The following is an 18,730-nucleotide window of genomic DNA, read 5'->3' as shown; positions in this document are numbered from 1 at the left end:
TTTCTTGCTGACAAAGCAATAGATTTTTGGCAGGGTAGTTATACGGTGGGAAGGGGGACTATTTTATGAAACTTGAAAATTGCGGCGCTGAGAAAGTTTAGTTTAGAATTTTGATTTGAAAGAGTGAATTTGAGGTTAACGTTATGGCTTCTTTGATGCAAGAATTTGCAGAAGCAAGACAGAGACGGTTACAAGATAGAGCGGATTTTTTGGCTGAACAGCAATTAGCAAAGGATCAAAGAGAAAGAGATTTGCAAGCTCAAGCAGAAGCGACTGCAAAATATTTAGCTCATGCTGAGCAAACTCGCCTTGCGTGGGAACAAGGCAGACAAGCGATCGCTGAAAATGCCTTAGAATCTCGGAGGGAAGAGATTCAAGATCGGGCGGCTCAAGTATCGGAATACTTGGAGACTCTTAATACTACTCGTACTGAGCAAGCCGCAGAAGATAGTGAGCAACGCGCCCAAGAGGTCAGAACTCGTACCTTTAAAATGCGATCGCAGCTAAAACATGTTCGCAAAGCTCGGATTCGAGCTGGTCAAGCGAGCCTAGCGCAACGCCAACAACTAGTTCAAGATCGTGCTGCTTTGACAAAAATGCAACTAGACGATCTAACTAAAACCCGTCTTACCAATGCAACTGTCGATGCACAACAAAGATCGCAAGAATTTAGCGATCGCGTAGCTAATGTCAAAGCGTCGTTAGCGCAAATTGAGGCAAGTCGCCTTGCTGAAGCTGAAGCCCAAGCTCTAAAATTAAAAGCTTTTCGTTCTAATCTCACCAATTCAGTTTGGTCAGGCTCTCGTACTGCTGTGGTTAACCCACCTGTTGCCAAGCCAAAGCAGGAAGACACCACAAAGTCTCCTGATGCCTCAGAAAGTTCCAGTTCTAAACCCAAAAAGAAAAATACTAAATCTGAAAGTGTAGTTACTTCAGCACCCGAACCTGCGATCGCCAAACCCGTCGAAGCCAAAGAAGCACCTAAACCTGCTGGCAAAATCGAGCAATTTGTGGTTGACTACGTTGCCCAACTATCGACAAACTCTAGTCTGCTAGAAGTTGTCAATGATCGCGATACGGTCAGAGATCTACTAGCTCAAGGAGCCAACACTTTGAAAGTTGATCCTTCGGATATCCTTAATACCCTGCTGCAAATGGCAGAAGGCTCCTCAACATGACCACAGTTCTCCATGCTAATGCTCGTCAGTTTGTTAGCACTGACTTCACCAAGCAAATAGTTCGTCGGGCGCTGCGCTATTTACAGTCTGGTTTTGCAATCCATTTGCGTGGACCTGCGGGTACTGGTAAAACGACATTGGCAATGCATCTTGCGGGGTTAGTTGGTAGACCAATGGTGTTGATCTATGGTGATGAGGATCTGCGATCGTCACAACTGATCGGCTCTAACTCAGGCTATACTCGCAAAAAAGTTGTCGATAACTATATCCACTCCGTTCTAAAAGTTGAAGATGATTTGCGTCAAAGCTGGTCAGATTCACGCCTTACCTTGGCGGCTAAAGAAGGATTTACGTTAATTTACGATGAGTTCAACCGATCGCGCCCAGAGGTAAATAACGTTCTGCTCAGCGCCCTTGAAGAAAAGCTGATTGTCTTGCCACCAGATAGTTCTCAATCAGAATATGTGCGCGTACATCCAATGTTTCGTGCCATTTTTACTTCTAATCCTGAGGAATATGCAGGAGTTCATCCCACTCAAGATGCGCTACTTGATCGGATGATCACGATTAACGTTGGCGAAGCCGATGTGGAAACCGAAAAGCAAATTTTGGTAAATCGGGTTGGACTAGATCGCACTCAAGCTTTGAAATTAATCAACTTAATTCGTGGCTTTCGTCGTCAGGTGGAATGTAGTAAAGCGTCGAGCTTACGAGCCTGTCTACTGATTGGTAAAATTTGTCATGAGCATGAGATTCCTGTGTCTGGCAAAGATGATGACTTTCGAGATCTCTGCTTTGATGTCCTAATTTCTCGCTATGGTGATGGTAAGCCTGAATCAGAACTCGGACTCGCTAAATTATTGGATCAAATACCTTAATGTCTCAAGCGCTGAAACCTCAAGCAATTAAAACCAGCACAACTGGCTCTTCCCTTGCGGATATTCTAGAAAGAGTATTAGACAAGGGAATCGTCATTGCTGGTGATATCACAGTGTCCGTAGGCAGTGTGGAATTGCTGAGCATCAGGATTCGTTTGTTAGTTGCTTCCGTTGATAAAGCAAAAGAGATTGGCATTAACTGGTGGGAGTCAGATCCCTATTTGTCTTCAAGAACTCAAGAGCTACTTGCATCTAATCAACAATTGCTAGAACGAGTCAATCTCTTAGAAAGAGAACTAGCCGCAGTGAAGCAGTTAGAAGGCAACAACTAAAAACACTAAAGAAAGCTAAGCTTCTAAGCATCTCGGCATAGTTATAAACAAAACCCATATTCCTGTGCCGCCCGCTACGTGGGCGGCACAGGAATATGGGTTTTAAGTTTATACCAAAACACAAAGAAGAGGCAACAGATGATATAAGAGAAAAAGGAGAAAGAGGATAACAAAATGGCAGGGGTATATAGATTAGAAATAAGTGAAAGCGAAGAAGAGCTAAAAGAGATGCTAGGGCGGCAGAAAACAGGCTCAGATAAAGAACGAGTGCAAGTATTGTACTTACTGAAAAGCAAGCAAGCTGGCACAGTGCAAGCCGCCGCTCAACTAATCGGGAGAAACCGTAGCACAGTGCAAGAGTGGATCAGAGGATATCGAGAGGGAGGAATAGCAGGAATACTAAGCCATAAACCAAGAGTAGGCAGAATACCCAAAATCCCAGATTGGGCGCAAAAAGCACTGGACAAACAACTGCAACAGGAAAAAGGATTTAATAGCTACGGAGAGATACGACAATGGCTACAGGAAAAACTAGGAATCGAAAGTACCTATAAAAATGTGCATGACTTGGTGCATTACCGAATGAAGGCAAAACCAAAGGTAGCCCGTCCCTATAGCGCCAGTCAAAACCAAGGGCAACGCGAGAATATATAAAAAAAACTCTCGGATAACCTAGCCATGGTGGCATGGTATGCCGTGACCGTGTTGGGATTAACGGGAAAAGTCCGATTCTTTTGTCAAGACGAAACAAGGATTGGTTTGAAAACCATCAGTGGTCGTAAAATAACGGCTCGTGGGGTCAAACCCAAGGCAAAAGTCCAGTGGCAGTTTCAGGCTACATGGTTATACGGCATCGTCGAACCTGCGACGGGAGAAAGCTTTTTCTATGAATTTAGTCATCTCAACACTGACTGTTTTCAAATATTTCTAGACCTTGTATCAGAGAAATTTGCAGACAGCATAATTATCTTGCAAGTTGATCAGGCTGGTTGTCATCGGGCTAAGCGTTTACGATTACCTCACAATATCATTTTGATATTTCAGCCTGCTCATTCTCCAGAATTAAACCCAATTGAGCGGGTTTGGCTACATTTGAAGCAAGGGTTGAGATTTTCTTTACCCAAAAATATGGATGAGTTGCGGCTTTTGGTCAAGAATCGTCTCTCCGAAATGACTAAATCTGTAATTGCTTCTCTTGTCGGTAGAGATTCCATACTGGATGCTCTATCTGTTGCCTCTCTTTTGTGATTTGGTATTACTTATGCTTGACTACTTAGTGACTATGTGCGAACTTATACCAATTCCCGAAAGTGTGGCTACACTTTCGGGAATTAAAAACCAAACCCAGTAAGGGTTTTAAAATCACAAAATGGCTACGCCATTTTGTGATTTGGTATTATTCAAACAGAGTACAGAGATCACCAAAGCAAATATGCTTAGCATAGCTCCATAGAGGGGAAGAATTTCTCCTTGAGTTACAACTAAACCTGCAAATAGAGCGGTTGCCATACCACTACCACCAAAATATAGTCCTGTTCCGAATCCTGCCTGACTAGGATCAACCATAGATAGCGCAAGGGGAATCGTATTAGTCAAGACTAAACCAAGAGCAACGGAGGCGATCGCTCCAATCGCTATTAAATAAATACCATTTTGGCTCAGTAATATTAGCGTAAGACAACTAGCGATCGCCGCTAATCCTAGTCCCATTCCCCATATTACTTTTTGTCTGCGAAATAGCGATCGCAAAGGTAATGTAGACAGCCCAGCAACTAATAGAATTCCCGATTGGACATATTCAACGGAAAGATTGCCAATTGCCTGAAAAAGACTATGGGGTAAGACATGGAGTAGCAAATTAATCTCTAACCCAGAACCTAGTCCAACCACAAAAGGTAAAGCATACATAACCACAGATTTTGTAATTGCTTTTGGAGTAGAGACTTCTGGACTTGTGGCTGTGACTAGGTGGCGAGGGCTTGATGACCACAGAAGTACTGAACCCATTAATAGAGCGATCGCTCCCAAGATAAAAGTCATGGATGCACCAATCTGTTTGAGGAGCAATCCTAAAATCGGGCTAGTTGCACTAGTAATAGCCAAGACAAGAGCCAAAACAGCATTGGCTTTAGGTAATTGATTAGTTGGCGCAAATCCCTGTAACAAAGCGATCGCAGGACCGCGAAAGATAATCATCGCAATCACCCAAACTGTCATTAGCACAGGCACGATCCAGCGCATTCCCTCTGAGAGTTGCGTTTCAACTAGCCACGAAACAATCACAAAAATTAGTCCTGCTAAAGTCACGCCCACAACAATTAGAGGTAATCGGCTTCCAAAACGTCTCAGAACACGATCAGAAAACCAGCCTACAACTGGTTCAACAATCGCGCCAAGTAAACCCTGAAAAATGCCTAACCATAGAGCTAAATCAACAAATCCAATCCTTGCCAAAATTTTGGGCTGATAAAATCCATAGGCAATCCAACTGAAGGTAATTGCTGCTAATAACGCGGCTAGCCCCCAAACTTGTCGCCAAATAATTTTGGTTGGGGAATTGATGTGAGCGTTAGTTGTAACATTCATGTTTCACTCCAGAGAAAACCGCACAATTGAAAAAAAGCCTTGCTTTGCAAGGCTTTTTTTCAATTATTTACACTTTGATAATCCAAGCATCACGGGTATCTTTACTGACAAAAGGTGCAGGTACTACATTGAGACTTACGCCCAAGGATTGAAATGCAGCCCGAATTACGGTTGCATGGGACGCTTCAGTGGAGCCAATACTTGCACCTGCGGTAATGAGATCAGGATTTTTGAGGGTTGCAACTTCCAGTCCATAGGCGATCGCCGCATCTACTTCCAAGGCAAGGGCAAGCTTAGCAATATTCACATCAGAGTCCAAATTCCCCTCACCTTTTTCGATATAAGGGGTAACGGTTTTGAGATATTCAGTCTTTGCCATCACAGGCACACCACCTAGCTGCTTAACCACACTAGTAAGCAAGTCTCGATGAGCTTTATGATCAGCTTGGTTGGCTAAGGCGATCGCTAAAACTGCTTTACCCACATTACTATTGGTAAGTTTACCTGCGGCAAACCCATAGGCCCAAATTGCTTGATGCTCATAAAACAAGGCATTATTCAAAACTTTGATGTCGCTCATGACATCTTTCTTGTTTGGCATCTTCGCCATAACTTCTGGAACTGCTGCTGCACTCGCAATACCCATCGCCCCAAACAAACCAACTTTGATTAATTGTCGGCGCGAAGCTGAACCTGAAGATTGTTCTGGTCTAGACATGGTTTTTATTGTGATGTTATATAGTTGAAGGTCAGTTGCGTTGAATCAGCGATCGCGATAAATAGTTTCTAATTGAACTAAAGCTAGAAATTTTAGTGTTCGCTGATTTGTATAAGAATACGGAGAGGATCTAGCATTGGATTCATGCGATCGCCAAGTTTTGAAAATTGATTATGAAAGTAGACTTGATGAAGTTGCACTTATTCATCAAATTGCTAATGGCGATCAAGCGTCACTATCACTACTTTATGATCGCTATTCTAGGGTCATTTATGCGATCGCCTATCGCATTCTTAAATCTTCAGAGGAATCCGAAGAGATAGTTTTAGACGTATTCACTCAAGTATGGAAAATTGCCAAAAACTACAATCCTCAAAAGGCGAGAGTAGATACATGGTTATTTATGCTGACCCGTAGCCGCGCTTTAGATCGCTTACGCAATCAGGCAAGGTTGGATAAAGTTGTCAACGCTTCTGAAGATGCATTGACAATGCATTGGCAGACAGACAGTCCTGAAAATGATGCGATGATCCAAGAGAGAAGTATTTACATTAAATCTTGTCTCGACAATCTTCCTGCTGAACAACGTCTAGCATTGGAACTTGCCTATTTTTCAGGGCTTAGTCATAGTGAAATTGCAGCAAAGACAGGTATTTCCCTTGGTACTGTAAAAACTCGCATTCGTCTAGGACTAAAAAAGTTACGAGAAATGATTGGTGATGAATGGTTTAGTTTTTAGGGAACGCTAACAAAAATCAAGAACAGCCATAATGCAAAGCAATATAAAGCTAAACAGCAAATTAAGAAAATTCAAAAAACTAAAAGCTTGAGAATGGGGAACTAAACTGCATGAACCAAGAAGACATCAATGACCTATTAGCACTAACTGCACTTACAGCGAGCACCCCTCAAGAAATGCAATTTATAGAGGAACTCGCCGCCACATCACCTGCAATAGAGCAAGAATTGCGATCGCTACAGGACGTTGCCGCAACTCTTGCTTATGCTCAGCCATCTCTGACAGTGCCTGTCAATCTCAAACAGAGGTTACTCAAGCGTATTCAGATAGAAGCTGAAGTTTTAGATATTATGTCAAAGCGATCAACAGAACTCAAATGGCGGAAGCATCCTGTCCAAGGTTTAGTGATGGCTGTAATAAATGTTGATCGTGATCAACGAGAAATATCTGCTTTAATTCGTGCAGAAGTAGATGTTTCTTATCCACTACATCATCATGCTATTGGGGAAGAAATTTTTATGATCGAAGGCGAGTTAATCGATCGCGGCATTACCTACAAGGCTGGTGATCATATTTATTCGGCGGCTGGTTCTATGCATTCACCCTATGCGATCGCAGGTTGCATGTTTTTTGTTCGCACATCTTTAGATGACGTTTTTCTTTAAATCTCCTTGCCAGAAGCTTTTCAACTAGATTTTGTGCAGATTAAGTCTTTAGCTTTGGCGATTAATTTCCTGTAATAACCATTCATCAACTGGCTGACCATCTTTACGCTTGAGTTCTATCTCTATTATCACTGACGAATTAGAGCCGACGGGAGCCATTTTTTGATGGAAGCAAATTACATAATCCTTAGGATTATGATTGCGCTCTTTGAGCCAGTCTTGGACTTTGAGTTCTGCAAATAATGATTGACCTTGCTCAAACATCCTTGCAACTTGCATTCTGATCGTAAAAGGATTGACTTGTGGCATAAACTTCTCCAACTATCACAGGCAATATTTTCAAGAAATACGGCACGGAACCCTTCTTGAATTTTTTTTTCATTTAACTAGTCCCAAAACACAAAATAGATAAGCCATGTTGTGTTTTTACCGTCAGTTCGACGAAAGCGAACAATAAGTTGCTATTGTCTGCCATTTGCGGCGTGCGAAGCACACCACAAATGGCTATAGTGTGGCGACCCTTTCATGAATTGCTATGAGAGGATACATGCCACACCATTTTGCGGTGTGAGTATATTCTCTAATAAAAAAGAATTTGATCCTCCGATCGCTTGTGATGGAATGATTTATTTCTTTAATACAAGATAATATAATTCGCCATCACCTTTGATTAGCCCAGCTCGTTGTTTAGCCTGATCGCCTGTACCCATAAAAATATCCACACGACCTGCCCCACGAATTGCACCACCAGTATCTTGATCAAGGGCAAAACGCTGCACTTGGCGAAGTTCGAGTTTACCTGTGGTGGGATTTTCAAAGGGAATTTCAGTACGGATCAGTGCAATACCGCCAGAGGGGAAGATTTTTTTGTCGGTGGCAATTGAGCGCTCTGCAATGACTGGTACTCCTAGACTGCCAGTTGCGGGCTTACCATTGGTTTCGCGGAAAAAGACAAAGCTAGGGTTACGATTTAGATACATGACTAAATCTTGGGGATTTTTTTGAAAATATTCGATCAAGGTTTGTAAAGTCACATCCTCGAGACGCATCTTGCCATCACGAACTAGCTCAGCCCCAACTGAGCGATAGGGCTGATCGGTTTTACCTGCATAGCCAACGGTCAATAAGTTGCCATCAGGTAGTTCAAATCTTGCGGAACCTTGCACATGCACTAAGAACGCTTGGAAGCGATCGCTTAACCATGCGATTTCCAATCCTGCTAACCGCTTACTACCTTCGAGCATGGCACGGGTGGGATGGGGCGATTGCCACCGATCAAAGTCAGGTGGTAGTCGATAGAGCGGATATTTAAATTTATCGGTGCGAGTACGGCTTGCCTTATATACTGCTTCGTAATAGCCTGTAAACTGGACGGCACCTTTACCATCATTTCCAACTGACTGATAGAGAACAAATTCGCGATTTACTGCTTGCTGTAAATCTTTGGCAGTGCGAGATACCTGCACAAGCCGACGAAACCTAACCAAGCTTCGCTCCATCAACTCTTGACTAATGCCTGCCACAGGATAGCGTTTAGCAGCCGATGGAGTGCGAATATATTGAATACTATGATCAATCGCCTGCAAGAGATTAGGGCGATCGCTTTCTAAGAGATCGTCAGTAATATCAAGGGTAAGCGGATTAACCGCTCTGGGGGCAATCGGTACTATAGCTTGAGCAAGTTTTAGTTCGGCTGCTTCGGCAGGGCTTTGAAAATGGGTTTGCATATAGCAAGGTGGCACGGCACAGATCAGCCCGACCCAAGTTGCAAATAAGATATCCCCACCCCGATATAGGGTCGCTGTCCAAGACTTTTGCTTTGGAAATCGCTTGGTCTTGCTTAATTGGTCATATTTACTTTTGCCGAAACTATGGGAACCAATCACCCTTAAAAACTCCTCATTAAATAGTCTTTGCTAATCAACAATCCAAAACCCGAATATTAAATGAGTAATTTACGCTCATTTAATATTCGGGTTTTATTTGACTTGCTCATCATACTTGACGTTAATACTAGCCTTTTGTTCATACAAACGATTGAGCCAACTTGGATCAATGTTGAAGTGATAGCAAATTTTTAACAATTGATTAAGCATTGCATGACGATATATTCCCCTCTGATGAAACCGCCTTGCGGAGGTAATTACCTTGCCTTGGGCTAGCACTGGCTTTGAGAATTGACATAGGCGATCGCTTAACACAGTGTCCTCAAAAATATCGAGATCGGGCACATGTCCAATTTCAGCTAAAACTTGGCGCTTTATAAACGGACAGTGATCAAGATAGACGATGCCTTTTTGTCTAAGACGTACATTATTAGAATACCAAGACGTAAAGTCCAATAACCAATGTGCAGAATCAAAACTATGACAAAATCCTCCCCAATCACCGCCAGATCCTAAACTCTGCTCAATTAGTTGCAAGGCAATACCTTCAGGCAAAAGTGTTGCAGGATGGTGTAGCAAAATTATGTCGCCTGTACTGGCAGCAATCCCATCATTTAGCCTTTGGGCGCGATTGTTGGCAAGCGATCGCACAACTTGGATTTCAGGCGATCGGGTTGCATAGGATTCCAAAACTAGCTCAGTCCCATCATCACTGGCGCTAGCCACAGCAATAATTTCTTTTTCACAATTTTTAGGAACCAATTGATCAGCTAAGTTTTTGAGAATTCGGTCTAAATACCCATGCCGAATTTCATTAAGACAAGGCAAAATTATAGACAAGCGCATAAGTATAGCAATCCTAAATAATTTAGGAAATGTCGTCCCAAAGGCGAGACCTTTCCCAAATTATTTTAATCTTTCAAATGAATTAGGATAGCAATACATTTAATTGAAAATTTGAGTGGAGTATAAAAGCTCACTTTAAATCTTATTTAACCTATTAAGAAATATTATCAAAAAGTATAGCGATAAAATAAAGGCATCAATTATGACAAATCAAAGCTTAAATCAACCTGAACAAATCGATCAATTTGAAAACTCTCAACAGATAAACAATGCTTCTGTTCTCATAGTTGATGACACTATTTATAATATTCAACTTTTATCATTGATGTTAGTTAGGCAAGGTTATAAAGTACAACAAGCTACTAGTGGATTAGAAGCATTAGATCAAGTTAACCAGCTATTACCTGACATTATTTTATTAGACATTCGGATGCCTGATATTAATGGCTATGAAGTATGTACAAGATTAAAATCTAATCCATTAACTAAAGATATCCCAATTATTTTTATCAGTTCGATCGAAGAGCCATCTGAGAAAGTAGAAGCATTCTCTGTAGGTGGGGTAGACTATATTAGCAAACCGTTTCAGTTAATTGAAGTATTAGCTCGCATCGAAACACACTTGCGACTATGTTCATTACAAAAAAAGCTGCAAGAGCAGAATGAACAGTTACAACTTTCGGCTGAGGTATTATCGCGATCGCTTAAACATGAACGCGAACTTAGTCAAATGAAAACGGACTTTATATCAGTAGTTTCCCATGAATTCCGTACACCGCTAACAACGATTCAAAGTGCATCAGAGTTGTTGGAATATTACGAATGGACAAAAGAAGAACAGGTTGAACAACTGCATCAAATCCAATCAGAAGTTAAACATATGACAGAGCTGATGGAGGATGTATTATTTCTGAGTCGAAGTAATACAAACAAGGCAAAATTAAATCTGACTAAATTTGATCTTTTAAGCTTTTGTAGCCAACTGTTACGTCAGATGCAAAGAACTTTTGCTCAAGATTATATTCTTAATTCATTTATTTATATATCTTCAAATAATATATCAATTGAAAACCCTCATCTTCAAAACAATCTCCCACCGCTAATTGTGAAAATGGATGAGAAATTATTGCGCCAAATCTTGACTAATCTCCTCACAAACGCAATTAAATATTCTCCACAAAATAAAATAGTTGACTTTCAACTTACTGTCGAGAAGGATCAGGTAATTTTTATCATTAGTGATCATGGTATTGGCATTCCTGAAGAGGATTTAGAGCATCTATTCGGGGCATTCCATCGTGGTAAAAATGTGGGAATATTACCTGGTACTGGATTAGGACTATCGATTGTTAAAAACTGTATTGATATTCACGATGGCTCAATATCTGTAGAAAGTCAGTTAGATATTGGCACTAAATTTACAGTGATTTTACCAATTTCTGACAAAGGACTTCTAGATCAATAATTTGCCAATTTTAAAGAGCTTAATTCTAGTCAAATCTATAGCTGTTATCAGCCTTGTTAAAACTGAGCATCCCAAAATATAAGATGTAGTGCTTTGCACTGCACCTTATATTTGAGATTGTGCTGTGCCTTAATTTCATTGGTTTTAGATGTGAATTTTAATATTTTCTATGGATTTCTATGTATTATGTCTTAGATTTACTATCAATCGCTGTCGGTATAATGTTGCTTAAAGATATTAGCTATCTAGCATGAAAAAAATTCTCCTCATCGAAGATAATCCAAACGTCTTGCTAAACACCTCTAGAATGCTGCAAGCCGAGGGATATATGGTGATCAGTGCCGATAATGGACGTGCTGGTTTAGAGATGGCTCAGCAAAATATTCCCAGCTTGATCATCTGCGATATTATGATGCCTGAAATTGATGGATATGGAGTTATCGCAGCTCTTCGTAATAATCCTGCGACAACCACAATCCCTTTTATATTTCTCAGTGCCAAGTCTGACAAAAATGATTTTCGTCAGGGTATGGAATTGGGATCAGATGATTATTTGACTAAACCTTTTACTAGGGATGAGCTATTGGGGGCGATCAATGCCCAGTTCAAAAAACAAGAAATAATTAATAGTTATTACAAACAAGAGTTAGCTAACTTGCGTGGCAATATCTCTAAGTCACTACCCCATCAGTTGTTGTTCCCTGCGATCGAAGTCATGGGTTTGGCGGATATTTTGGTCAAAAATTATCATGCTATGCAAGCCCATGAAGTACCAGATATTGGTAAGCGTATTCGGAAAGCGGGGCGAGATATGCATGAAATGGTCAAAAAATTTCTGATGTATGCCGAGTTAGAGTCTACGGAGAACAATACAGAATGGATAAACCAAATCCGCAATAGTAAATCAACTTTTGTTGATCTTGAGATTGCTAGTTGCGCTAAGAAGATTGCCGAACACTATAATCGGATTTCTGATTTGCATGTTGATATTAAAGATGCCAGTATCCATATCTCAGACTCCTACTTGACTGTAATTGTTAAGGAACTTGTGGATAATGGGTTCAAGTTTTCTCCTGAAGGGACTGAGGTGAATGTTTTAGGAAGTTATGATGACAAAGAATTTTGTTTGAGTGTAACTGATCATGGTCAGGGGATTGAACCAGAACAGATCGCTAATTTTGGTGCGTATATCAAATTTGAGAAAAAACTCTATATTCAGCAGGGGACTGGACTAGGCTTAGCGATCGCCAAGCGATTGCTTGATCTGCATGGTGGTAGGTTAGAAATTGAAAGCGTTCCCTATGAGCTAACTGTAGTAAGAGCTTTTTTACCTTTAATCAATCATAAGTAGCCCAGAATAAGAGTAGCAGCGCGAAGCGCCGCCACTCTTATTTTGGGTTTATAGCAATCCTAAAAGGGTTGTGAGAATGCACCACTACCCTCCAAATATTACAACTCATCATTTAGGATCGGCTATATATAGCAGTCCTATATCATTTGTGGATTTTTTTGGTTTGTGGAAGGACACCCCGATGGGGTGTCCTTCCACAAACCATTTAGGATTGCTATAGCTGTCGCCAAGTGTATTAACGTCAGTTCGACGAAAGCGGAAAATGGTAAGAATCGCTAAGCGATTCTTACCATTTTCCGCCATTTGCGGCGGGCTTTGCCCGCCGCAAATGGCTATATCGAACTCACGTTGTATTAGGACATAAAACCCAAGAGACGAATGGCGGCGCGAAGCGCCGCCATTCGTCTCTTGGGTTTTGATTGTGTCTTAACACAAGTGACTGTAGCTATATATAGGTGATTGAAGTCACGTGTTTATACTTAAAACTGTCACAAGTCAAACCAGTGAGTCATCACAGTTTGCTAAAGCTAATTAGTTGAACATAAGAGATGTGAAGAGCGTCCTGTGTCAGCTAGTTATGATTATTCTATCTTTATCTGAAATTCAAATGACTAATTTCTCAACACCTTGGGGCAATGAGAAAGGAATTAGTTATTTAGGAAAAACTTTCTTGCCAATTGATGTTCATGTAAATCAACAGGAAGCGATCGCCGCCTGTCGTCGTGACTTAGATTTGGGGATGCTCTCAATCATTGTTGATGAAGGAGATCGCGTATCCCTATGGTGGTATTTCTCTGAATCGACTAACGCTGAATCAATGGATTTTGAGGATTGCTTTCTAAATCTATAGCAATGCAAATTTAGCTTAGACCATACAAATAGATAAAGGCGGCGCTTCGCGCCACCTTTATCTATTTGTGATCTGACCACGCAAAAAGGTTATGGCTTCACCTTTGATCAAAACCCTAGTACCGTGATCGCTAACTTGGAGTTCACCTGTACGCGCTGATAATTGTTTGGCTTTGAGATGGCTTTTACTAAGTCGTTTTGCCCAATAGGGTGTAAGACTGCAATGGGCGGAGCCAGTGACTGGATCTTCAGGAATTCCTGCTTTCGGTGCAAAAAATCGGGATACAAAGTCATAGGGCTGCTCTGGATCTGCGATCGCGGTAACAATAAATCCAAAACCATCTAATTGGGCAATGCGATCATATTGGGGTTGAAAATTTTGGATTGCTTCTTCAGAACTCAAAACTACGGCGATATAGTCGTCAGCTTGTCCAAGCACTTCATAGGATTGATCACAAAATATCTCTGCTAATACTTGTTGCGATCGCGCTGAGCAATTTTTATATAAAACTGCTGGAAAATCCATCACAATTAAACTTTCTTCAAAGCTAATGTGAAGATCGCCGCTAAGGGTTGAGAAAACAAGTGGTACATCCGTAGAAATCGTTGACAGTTCACGCAGATAATGGGCGATCGCAAGGGTAGCATGACCACAGAGAGGCACTTCTTGCTTGGGGGTAAACCATCGCAAGTGGAAGTGATTTTGCTTTAAGGGTTTGACAAAGGCTGTTTCCGAGAGATTGATTTCAGCGGCAATTTGCTGCATTTGAGCATCTTCAGGAAATTGGTCAACTAAGATCGTTGCCGCAGGATTACCGCGAAATGGTTGATTCGTAAATGCGTCAATAATAGCGATCGCGAGTTGCATATGGTCTTTTTAAAATTTTGAGGTAAATAAACCGATGCATAGTTTTTAACTATGGGGCTTAATTTTGAGTCTAAGGAATCGCTAGACTGGCATCTATAACCTGATTGTTCGATATTTTCATGAAGTAATCTTTTAATTCTGCAAACTTTGGCTCGATCACCCCAAAAGTGAAAATTATCAGCTTGTTATTGCGACGCTGCAATTTACTATTAGCTTGAAATTTAATTTTCTGGTTGTTAATTGTCACTGTCGATGTCCACGTAATCACAATGTTCCCCGTTGACTCAACTACAGGAGCTAACATCTCAAAATCAGTCTGATTGCCATACATTCCTTTAATAATTACTGCAAAAACATCGCTCAAACGATTTTCAGGAATTTCGCTAGGAGGTACAAAAATATTGGTGGAAATAGTAGCTCTTCCCGCTTGTTCATTCCAAGTCAACAGTAATTCACCTGTTTGACTTTTATCAATTAACTTCCATCCCTTTGGCACATCCATTTCCAAAATTCCTGAACGATGTTTGTAAGGTTCAAGTTCTTTTATTTCTAGTTCGGGTAAATTGATAGGGGTGACGGTAGGCTTAGGAGTCGCTGTAGGGATACTAGTTGGTGAAGGAGTTGTGGTTGCGGTGTTTGTCGGCGCAGGTGGAGGGGAAACTTTGGTAGTATCATTCGCGGGCATCGAAAAGTTATTACCAGTCCCAGAGTTGCTACAGGCTGCAAATAATCCTGTGGCGATCGCTGATAGTAATAAAACCGATAGCCTGATCGATATTTTTCGCAGAAGAAACATAATGTTGCGCCCTAAAGCAAACCCAGATAGTTTATAGCAGTTATAGCTGTCGCCTTACAAGCTAAACCAAAGATAAGATGCGGCGCTTCGCGCCGCATCTTATCTTCTTAACCAAACTGTAATGCTTGACCACGCACATCAGGATTGACTTTGCCATTAGCATACACAACTTGTCCTCCAACAATTGTGGTCACCGCCCAGCCTGTAAGTTCCCATCCTTCAAAGGAACTCCAACCACATTTTGTCAACAAATCTTCATTTCGCACAGGCTTGTAATTATCAAGATCAACTAAAACTAAGTCCGCATCCCAGCCAATCCGAATTTCTCCCTTATTGGCAATTTTGTAAGCCTTAGCAACATTAGCACTCATCCATTGGCTTACCTGATGCACGGAGCAACGTCCCTGAGCCGCTTGCGTCAGCATGAGTGGTAAAGATGTTTCCACCCCCGGCATTCCCGATGGTACGTTGGCTGGTTCTAATAAGACGGTATCCTTTGAGGATTTCTCAGATTGAGGAGATGGTAAGTCTTCGCTAGCCGCAAAACCTTTCTCAGCTAAGGTGTGGGGTGCATGGTCAGTCGCAATAAAGTCAATCACGCCATCAAGTAGAGCTTGCCAGAGCACTTCTTGATCGTGAGGCGATCGCAAGGGTGGGTTCATCTGGGCGAGGGAACCAATCTTTTCGTAGGCACTAATATTCATGAATAAATGCTGCGGAGTCACTTCGGCTGTCACCCATTCAGGCTTATCTTGGCGCAAAAATTCTGCTTCTTCCGCAGTGGACATATGCAAAATATGCAGTCGTCTTTGATATTTCTTAGACAGTTTGACTGCGAGTTGGGTGGCATTGAGTGCTGCTTGATTATCTTGAATGATCGAGTGCAGTGCAGGCTCTTTGCTACCAGCAAATTTCTTGCGACGTTGAGCAATTCTTGCCTGATCTTCCGCATGGACTGCAATTAGGCGATCACCCTGCGAAAAAATCCGATCCAATATTTCCTCTTGATCGACTAGCAAAGCCCCATGCATCGATCCCATAAATATCTTGATGCCACAGGTAGGATTCGCTGTTAATAAATCAGGCAAAACTTCACCCGTCGCCCCAATAAAAAAGCCATAATTAACCACACATTTACTAGCCGCTCGACTGAGCTTGTCATCTAGGGCAGCTTGGGTAATCGTGAGTGGACGAGTATTCGGCATTTCTAAAAAGCTGGTCACACCACCCTTGGCGCAAGCATGACTCGCCGATCGCAAATCCTCTTTATGCTCTAATCCTGGTTCCCGAAAATGCACCTGCGGATCGATCACTCCTGCTAGCAAAGTCAATCCTCTTGCTTCGATGATTTCTAAAGGTTGTTCATCAGCATTTAGATCGTCGAGGTTGAGGTTTGGGGCGATCGCCACAATTTTGCCATGTTGAATATAGACATCACCTACTAACGTTTGGCGATCGGGCAGGATAATCGTACTTTGTCTAATTAATATGCTCAAAATAAAATCTCTATACATAAATTAAAAATATTTACTGAACTAGCTCAAGTGTTGGAAGCACTACCTCTTTCATTAGCTCTTTGCAAAGGTTTGTTTTTAGCCTTTTTTTCAACTACTTCCCAATCTGCATTTTCTAGCACAGCATCCAATACATCAGATAGATTACAACGCTGCTCATAGGCAATGCGTCTTAGAATATCGTGATGTTCTGGCAAAACATATACAGGCTTCCTCTGTGTTTGCGCCATTTTTAACTTAGCAATAAATTAATAATCTTCATCGTATCACGGCTAAGTATATAATTTAAAAATTGGCTAATTAGCTTATTCCCGCATAAACATGAAAAAAACATTTATAGATTTATTCTCTGGCGCAGGTGGAATGTCTTGCGGGTTAGAAATGGCTGGTTGGTCTTGCCTGCTGGGAATTGATCACGATCGCGCCGCTATTGAAACTTTTCAGCATAATCATCCACAGGCTAAAGCGATCGCTGGTGATATTCGCGAGATATCTAACCAGCAAATTCAAGAAATAATTGATTATCAAAAGGTTGACTTAATTTGCGGGGGGCCACCTTGTCAAGGCTTTTCTACAATTGGACAAAACGATCATCTAGACGAGCGTAACTTTCTATTTCTTGAGTTTCTCCGAATAGTAGAAGCCTTAAAACCTGATTACATCATTGTTGAAAATGTGACAGGTCTTTTATCCAAAAGAAATGAAAATGTCTTAAAAGCAATAATTAAAAGCTTTACAGATTTAGGCTATACCCTTGATGTTAAAGTTTTATCAGCACATCATTATGGAGTTCCAGAAAGAAGAAGACGGACTATTTTTTTAGGTAATCGCTTTGGTGTAAAAAACATTTATCCAGATAAAGTTTTTAAAGATTCAGATCAAGATCTTCAAGATTTACCTTTGCCTCGAACTGTAGGATGGGCTTTTGATAATTTACTAAAATCAAATAATGAAATTTTAAATCATGATATCAAGCGATCACAAATAGCTAATGATTTAGAAAGAGAAAGAATTAGCCATATACCTGAAGGAAAAAGTGTCAGATATAAGAAAGATCAGTTAGCATATTTACCTGAAAATCTATGGTTTGATGTCGATTGGTCAAGTATTCATGAAGAGCGCTTTAGAGAAGCTAAATTAAATCGTTTAGATCGCGATGATTGTGCAAATACAATTAACACTAGTCGAACCACATACTATCATCCAGTTGAAAATCGCTATTTAACTGCTAGAGAAGCCGCCGCAATTCAGTCCTTTCCAGCTAATTATTTTTTCTGTGGCACTGTAACCCAACAGTGGCGACAAATTGGCAATGCTGTTCCACCGCTTCTCGCAAAAGCTTTGGGTGAGTCGATACTTATGTTAGATTCAATGAAAAACAATATGGAAGTAACTAACTCCATTGAAGACATTCAATCAATTAGAGCCAAAGCATTTTCTTATAGAGAAAATGCTTTTAACAGATCTGCCAAGAAAGACAATCAAATTGAACAATCTAATCAGCTTGCATTATTTTAAGTTGGATAGCACATTAAAATTATGGCTTATACAAAACCCATCTTAAACCCTTTATTTCACCGTAGGGGCAATTCATGAGTTGCCCCTACATTTCCTTCCTTTGGCGCAATTAAAAATTAGATAATCGGTGGAAATTCACGTCCATCTTTTTGTTCAAGATCATAACAAGACTTTTTGATTTTTCCCATTTTATCTACTTTTAAAACTGCGTAGAATCCATATTTATAAACTGGACTGCTGTGGATAGTTTTAGCTCTCAATCTCAAATTCATTTTACAATCAAATTGTGGCGTACCTAAAGAGAGGACATCTCGTTTAAGGTGATAAAACCCATACCCGCCAATCTGAATATAGTAACAATATTTACCCCCATAAAAATCGTACAAACTATTAATATCAATTTCCACTTTGTCTTCAAAAGCCTTTTGATCTTGCTTTTTGTGCTGCATGGTAATTTCATCTCTGGGGCATGACTTTTATGCTTTCCTAAGCTGTCAAATTTTGATCGAAGGAAATAAGCTTTTCAAAGATAATTATTGAG

General features: G+C 40.8%; 21 protein-coding genes. 11 read left to right on the top strand and 10 right to left on the bottom strand.

Annotation, left to right across the window (positions count from 1 at the left end; translation table 11 throughout):
- The first annotated feature begins 143 nt into the window (after positions 1–143).
- The 5 genes from ABM313_RS04850 to ABM313_RS04830 all read left to right on the top strand — a co-directional run bounded on the left by ABM313_RS04850 (position 144) and on the right by ABM313_RS04830 (position 3,636).
- Positions 144–1,178, top strand: a complete 1,035-nt coding sequence (locus ABM313_RS04850; RefSeq protein ID WP_434686553.1) for a hypothetical protein — start codon at positions 144–146, stop codon at positions 1,176–1,178.
- The gene (gvpN, locus tag ABM313_RS04845; protein WP_434686552.1) at positions 1,175–2,056 is read left to right on the top strand and encodes a gas vesicle protein GvpN; all 882 of its coding nucleotides are present in this window, start codon (positions 1,175–1,177) and stop codon (positions 2,054–2,056) included. The genes ABM313_RS04850 and gvpN overlap by 4 nt, the downstream gene beginning before the upstream one ends.
- Complete coding sequence (locus ABM313_RS04840; RefSeq protein ID WP_434686551.1) at positions 2,056–2,388, top strand: gas vesicle protein; 333 nt, start codon at positions 2,056–2,058, stop codon at positions 2,386–2,388. Before gvpN ends, ABM313_RS04840 begins: the two co-directional genes overlap by 1 nt.
- A gap of 174 nt (positions 2,389–2,562) precedes the next feature.
- Positions 2,563–3,042 carry a helix-turn-helix domain-containing protein gene (locus tag ABM313_RS04835; protein ID WP_434686550.1) on the top strand — a complete coding sequence of 160 codons (480 nt, stop codon included), beginning with the start codon at positions 2,563–2,565 and terminating at the stop codon, positions 3,040–3,042.
- Between the two features lie 24 nt (positions 3,043–3,066).
- On the top strand, positions 3,067–3,636 hold the full coding sequence (locus ABM313_RS04830) for an IS630 family transposase (protein ID WP_434683804.1): 570 nt from the start codon (positions 3,067–3,069) through the stop codon (positions 3,634–3,636).
- Between the two features lie 114 nt (positions 3,637–3,750).
- Here ABM313_RS04830 and ABM313_RS04825 read toward each other — a convergent pair whose 3' ends face one another.
- Together ABM313_RS04825 and ABM313_RS04820 are read right to left on the bottom strand one after the other, a co-directional pair.
- On the bottom strand, positions 3,751–4,974 hold the full coding sequence (locus ABM313_RS04825; RefSeq protein WP_434686549.1) for an MFS transporter: 1,224 nt from the start codon (positions 4,972–4,974) through the stop codon (positions 3,751–3,753).
- 67 nt (positions 4,975–5,041) lie between these two features.
- Positions 5,042–5,692: a ferritin-like domain-containing protein gene (locus ABM313_RS04820; RefSeq protein WP_434686548.1), complete on the bottom strand. Its 651-nt coding sequence runs from the start codon at positions 5,690–5,692 to the stop codon at positions 5,042–5,044.
- 136 nt (positions 5,693–5,828) lie between these two features.
- On the opposite strand from ABM313_RS04820, the gene ABM313_RS04815 reads away from it, so the two are divergent.
- Positions 5,829–6,431, top strand: a complete 603-nt coding sequence (locus tag ABM313_RS04815; RefSeq protein ID WP_434686547.1) for a sigma-70 family RNA polymerase sigma factor — start codon at positions 5,829–5,831, stop codon at positions 6,429–6,431.
- A gap of 110 nt (positions 6,432–6,541) precedes the next feature.
- Complete coding sequence (locus ABM313_RS04810) at positions 6,542–7,096, top strand: cupin domain-containing protein (RefSeq protein ID WP_434686546.1); 555 nt, start codon at positions 6,542–6,544, stop codon at positions 7,094–7,096.
- 48 nt (positions 7,097–7,144) lie between these two features.
- On the opposite strand, the gene ABM313_RS04805 is transcribed toward ABM313_RS04810, so the two are convergent.
- From ABM313_RS04805 to ABM313_RS04795, 3 genes are all read right to left on the bottom strand, one after another.
- On the bottom strand, positions 7,145–7,405 hold the full coding sequence (locus tag ABM313_RS04805; protein ID WP_434686545.1) for a hypothetical protein: 261 nt from the start codon (positions 7,403–7,405) through the stop codon (positions 7,145–7,147).
- A 317-nt stretch (positions 7,406–7,722) separates the two neighbouring features.
- Positions 7,723–8,823: a murein transglycosylase A gene (gene mltA / locus ABM313_RS04800; RefSeq protein WP_434688367.1), complete on the bottom strand. Its 1,101-nt coding sequence runs from the start codon at positions 8,821–8,823 to the stop codon at positions 7,723–7,725.
- Positions 8,824–9,075: 252 nt separating this feature from the next.
- Entirely contained in the window at positions 9,076–9,828 is a 753-nt protein-coding gene (locus ABM313_RS04795; RefSeq protein WP_434686544.1) for a glycosyltransferase, read from the bottom strand.
- A 202-nt stretch (positions 9,829–10,030) separates the two neighbouring features.
- Between ABM313_RS04795 and ABM313_RS04790 the strand changes: the two genes are divergently transcribed.
- From ABM313_RS04790 to ABM313_RS04780, 3 genes are all read left to right on the top strand, one after another.
- Positions 10,031–11,293, top strand: coding sequence for a hybrid sensor histidine kinase/response regulator (locus ABM313_RS04790; protein ID WP_434686543.1), 1,263 nt, complete (start codon positions 10,031–10,033; stop codon positions 11,291–11,293).
- A 250-nt stretch (positions 11,294–11,543) separates the two neighbouring features.
- Complete coding sequence (locus tag ABM313_RS04785; protein WP_434686542.1) at positions 11,544–12,644, top strand: hybrid sensor histidine kinase/response regulator; 1,101 nt, start codon at positions 11,544–11,546, stop codon at positions 12,642–12,644.
- Positions 12,645–13,221: 577 nt separating this feature from the next.
- Entirely contained in the window at positions 13,222–13,494 is a 273-nt protein-coding gene (locus ABM313_RS04780) for a hypothetical protein (RefSeq protein WP_434686541.1), read from the top strand.
- Positions 13,495–13,551: 57 nt separating this feature from the next.
- Here ABM313_RS04780 and ABM313_RS04775 read toward each other — a convergent pair whose 3' ends face one another.
- From ABM313_RS04775 to ABM313_RS04760, 4 genes are all read right to left on the bottom strand, one after another.
- On the bottom strand, positions 13,552–14,361 hold the full coding sequence (locus ABM313_RS04775; RefSeq protein WP_434686540.1) for a PhzF family phenazine biosynthesis protein: 810 nt from the start codon (positions 14,359–14,361) through the stop codon (positions 13,552–13,554).
- 70 nt (positions 14,362–14,431) lie between these two features.
- A complete protein-coding gene (locus ABM313_RS04770; RefSeq protein ID WP_434686539.1) occupies positions 14,432–15,157 on the bottom strand; it encodes a hypothetical protein in 726 nt (241 codons plus the stop codon).
- A 107-nt stretch (positions 15,158–15,264) separates the two neighbouring features.
- Positions 15,265–16,671: a dihydroorotase gene (locus ABM313_RS04765; RefSeq protein ID WP_434686538.1), complete on the bottom strand. Its 1,407-nt coding sequence runs from the start codon at positions 16,669–16,671 to the stop codon at positions 15,265–15,267.
- 26 nt (positions 16,672–16,697) lie between these two features.
- Positions 16,698–16,901: a hypothetical protein gene (locus ABM313_RS04760; RefSeq protein WP_434686537.1), complete on the bottom strand. Its 204-nt coding sequence runs from the start codon at positions 16,899–16,901 to the stop codon at positions 16,698–16,700.
- A gap of 91 nt (positions 16,902–16,992) precedes the next feature.
- On the opposite strand from ABM313_RS04760, the gene ABM313_RS04755 reads away from it, so the two are divergent.
- Positions 16,993–18,189, top strand: a complete 1,197-nt coding sequence (locus ABM313_RS04755) for a DNA cytosine methyltransferase (protein WP_434686536.1) — start codon at positions 16,993–16,995, stop codon at positions 18,187–18,189.
- Between the two features lie 116 nt (positions 18,190–18,305).
- On the opposite strand, the gene ABM313_RS04750 is transcribed toward ABM313_RS04755, so the two are convergent.
- Positions 18,306–18,638 (bottom strand): hypothetical protein, encoded by a 333-nt coding sequence (locus ABM313_RS04750; protein WP_434686535.1) that lies wholly within the window; start codon positions 18,636–18,638, stop codon positions 18,306–18,308.
- Positions 18,639–18,730: the final 92 nt, after the last annotated feature.

Origin of the sequence: Pseudanabaena minima str. Chao 2107, from assembly GCF_051131155.1 — a bacterium.
Lineage (GTDB): Bacteria > Cyanobacteriota > Cyanobacteriia > Pseudanabaenales > Pseudanabaenaceae > Pseudanabaena > Pseudanabaena minima.
Note: the sequence above shows the minus strand (reverse complement) of the source record. Positions and strands in the feature narration are given on the sequence as shown.

Bases quoted from the DNA above. Each gene is read 5' to 3' on its own strand.
- ABM313_RS04840 (WP_434686551.1), top strand. From the start codon at position 2,056: ATGTCTCAAGCGCTGAAACCTCAAGCAATTAAAACCAGCACAACTGGC.
- ABM313_RS04825 (WP_434686549.1), bottom strand. From the start codon at position 4,974: ATGAATGTTACAACTAACGCTCACATCAATTCCCCAACCAAAATTATT.
- ABM313_RS04835 (WP_434686550.1), top strand. From the start codon at position 2,563: ATGGCAGGGGTATATAGATTAGAAATAAGTGAAAGCGAAGAAGAGCTA.
- ABM313_RS04760 (WP_434686537.1), bottom strand. From the start codon at position 16,901: ATGGCGCAAACACAGAGGAAGCCTGTATATGTTTTGCCAGAACATCAC.
- ABM313_RS04805 (WP_434686545.1), bottom strand. From the start codon at position 7,405: ATGCCACAAGTCAATCCTTTTACGATCAGAATGCAAGTTGCAAGGATG.
- ABM313_RS04780 (WP_434686541.1), top strand. From the start codon at position 13,222: ATGATTATTCTATCTTTATCTGAAATTCAAATGACTAATTTCTCAACA.
- ABM313_RS04765 (WP_434686538.1), bottom strand. From the start codon at position 16,671: ATGTATAGAGATTTTATTTTGAGCATATTAATTAGACAAAGTACGATT.
- ABM313_RS04810 (WP_434686546.1), top strand. From the start codon at position 6,542: ATGAACCAAGAAGACATCAATGACCTATTAGCACTAACTGCACTTACA.
- ABM313_RS04770 (WP_434686539.1), bottom strand. From the start codon at position 15,157: ATGTTTCTTCTGCGAAAAATATCGATCAGGCTATCGGTTTTATTACTA.
- ABM313_RS04785 (WP_434686542.1), top strand. From the start codon at position 11,544: ATGAAAAAAATTCTCCTCATCGAAGATAATCCAAACGTCTTGCTAAAC.
- ABM313_RS04795 (WP_434686544.1), bottom strand. From the start codon at position 9,828: ATGCGCTTGTCTATAATTTTGCCTTGTCTTAATGAAATTCGGCATGGG.
- ABM313_RS04850 (WP_434686553.1), top strand. From the start codon at position 144: ATGGCTTCTTTGATGCAAGAATTTGCAGAAGCAAGACAGAGACGGTTA.
- ABM313_RS04820 (WP_434686548.1), bottom strand. From the start codon at position 5,692: ATGTCTAGACCAGAACAATCTTCAGGTTCAGCTTCGCGCCGACAATTA.
- ABM313_RS04755 (WP_434686536.1), top strand. From the start codon at position 16,993: ATGAAAAAAACATTTATAGATTTATTCTCTGGCGCAGGTGGAATGTCT.
- ABM313_RS04790 (WP_434686543.1), top strand. From the start codon at position 10,031: ATGACAAATCAAAGCTTAAATCAACCTGAACAAATCGATCAATTTGAA.
- gvpN (WP_434686552.1), top strand. From the start codon at position 1,175: ATGACCACAGTTCTCCATGCTAATGCTCGTCAGTTTGTTAGCACTGAC.
- ABM313_RS04775 (WP_434686540.1), bottom strand. From the start codon at position 14,361: ATGCAACTCGCGATCGCTATTATTGACGCATTTACGAATCAACCATTT.
- ABM313_RS04830 (WP_434683804.1), top strand. From the start codon at position 3,067: ATGGTGGCATGGTATGCCGTGACCGTGTTGGGATTAACGGGAAAAGTC.
- mltA (WP_434688367.1), bottom strand. From the start codon at position 8,823: ATGCAAACCCATTTTCAAAGCCCTGCCGAAGCAGCCGAACTAAAACTT.
- ABM313_RS04750 (WP_434686535.1), bottom strand. From the start codon at position 18,638: ATGCAGCACAAAAAGCAAGATCAAAAGGCTTTTGAAGACAAAGTGGAA.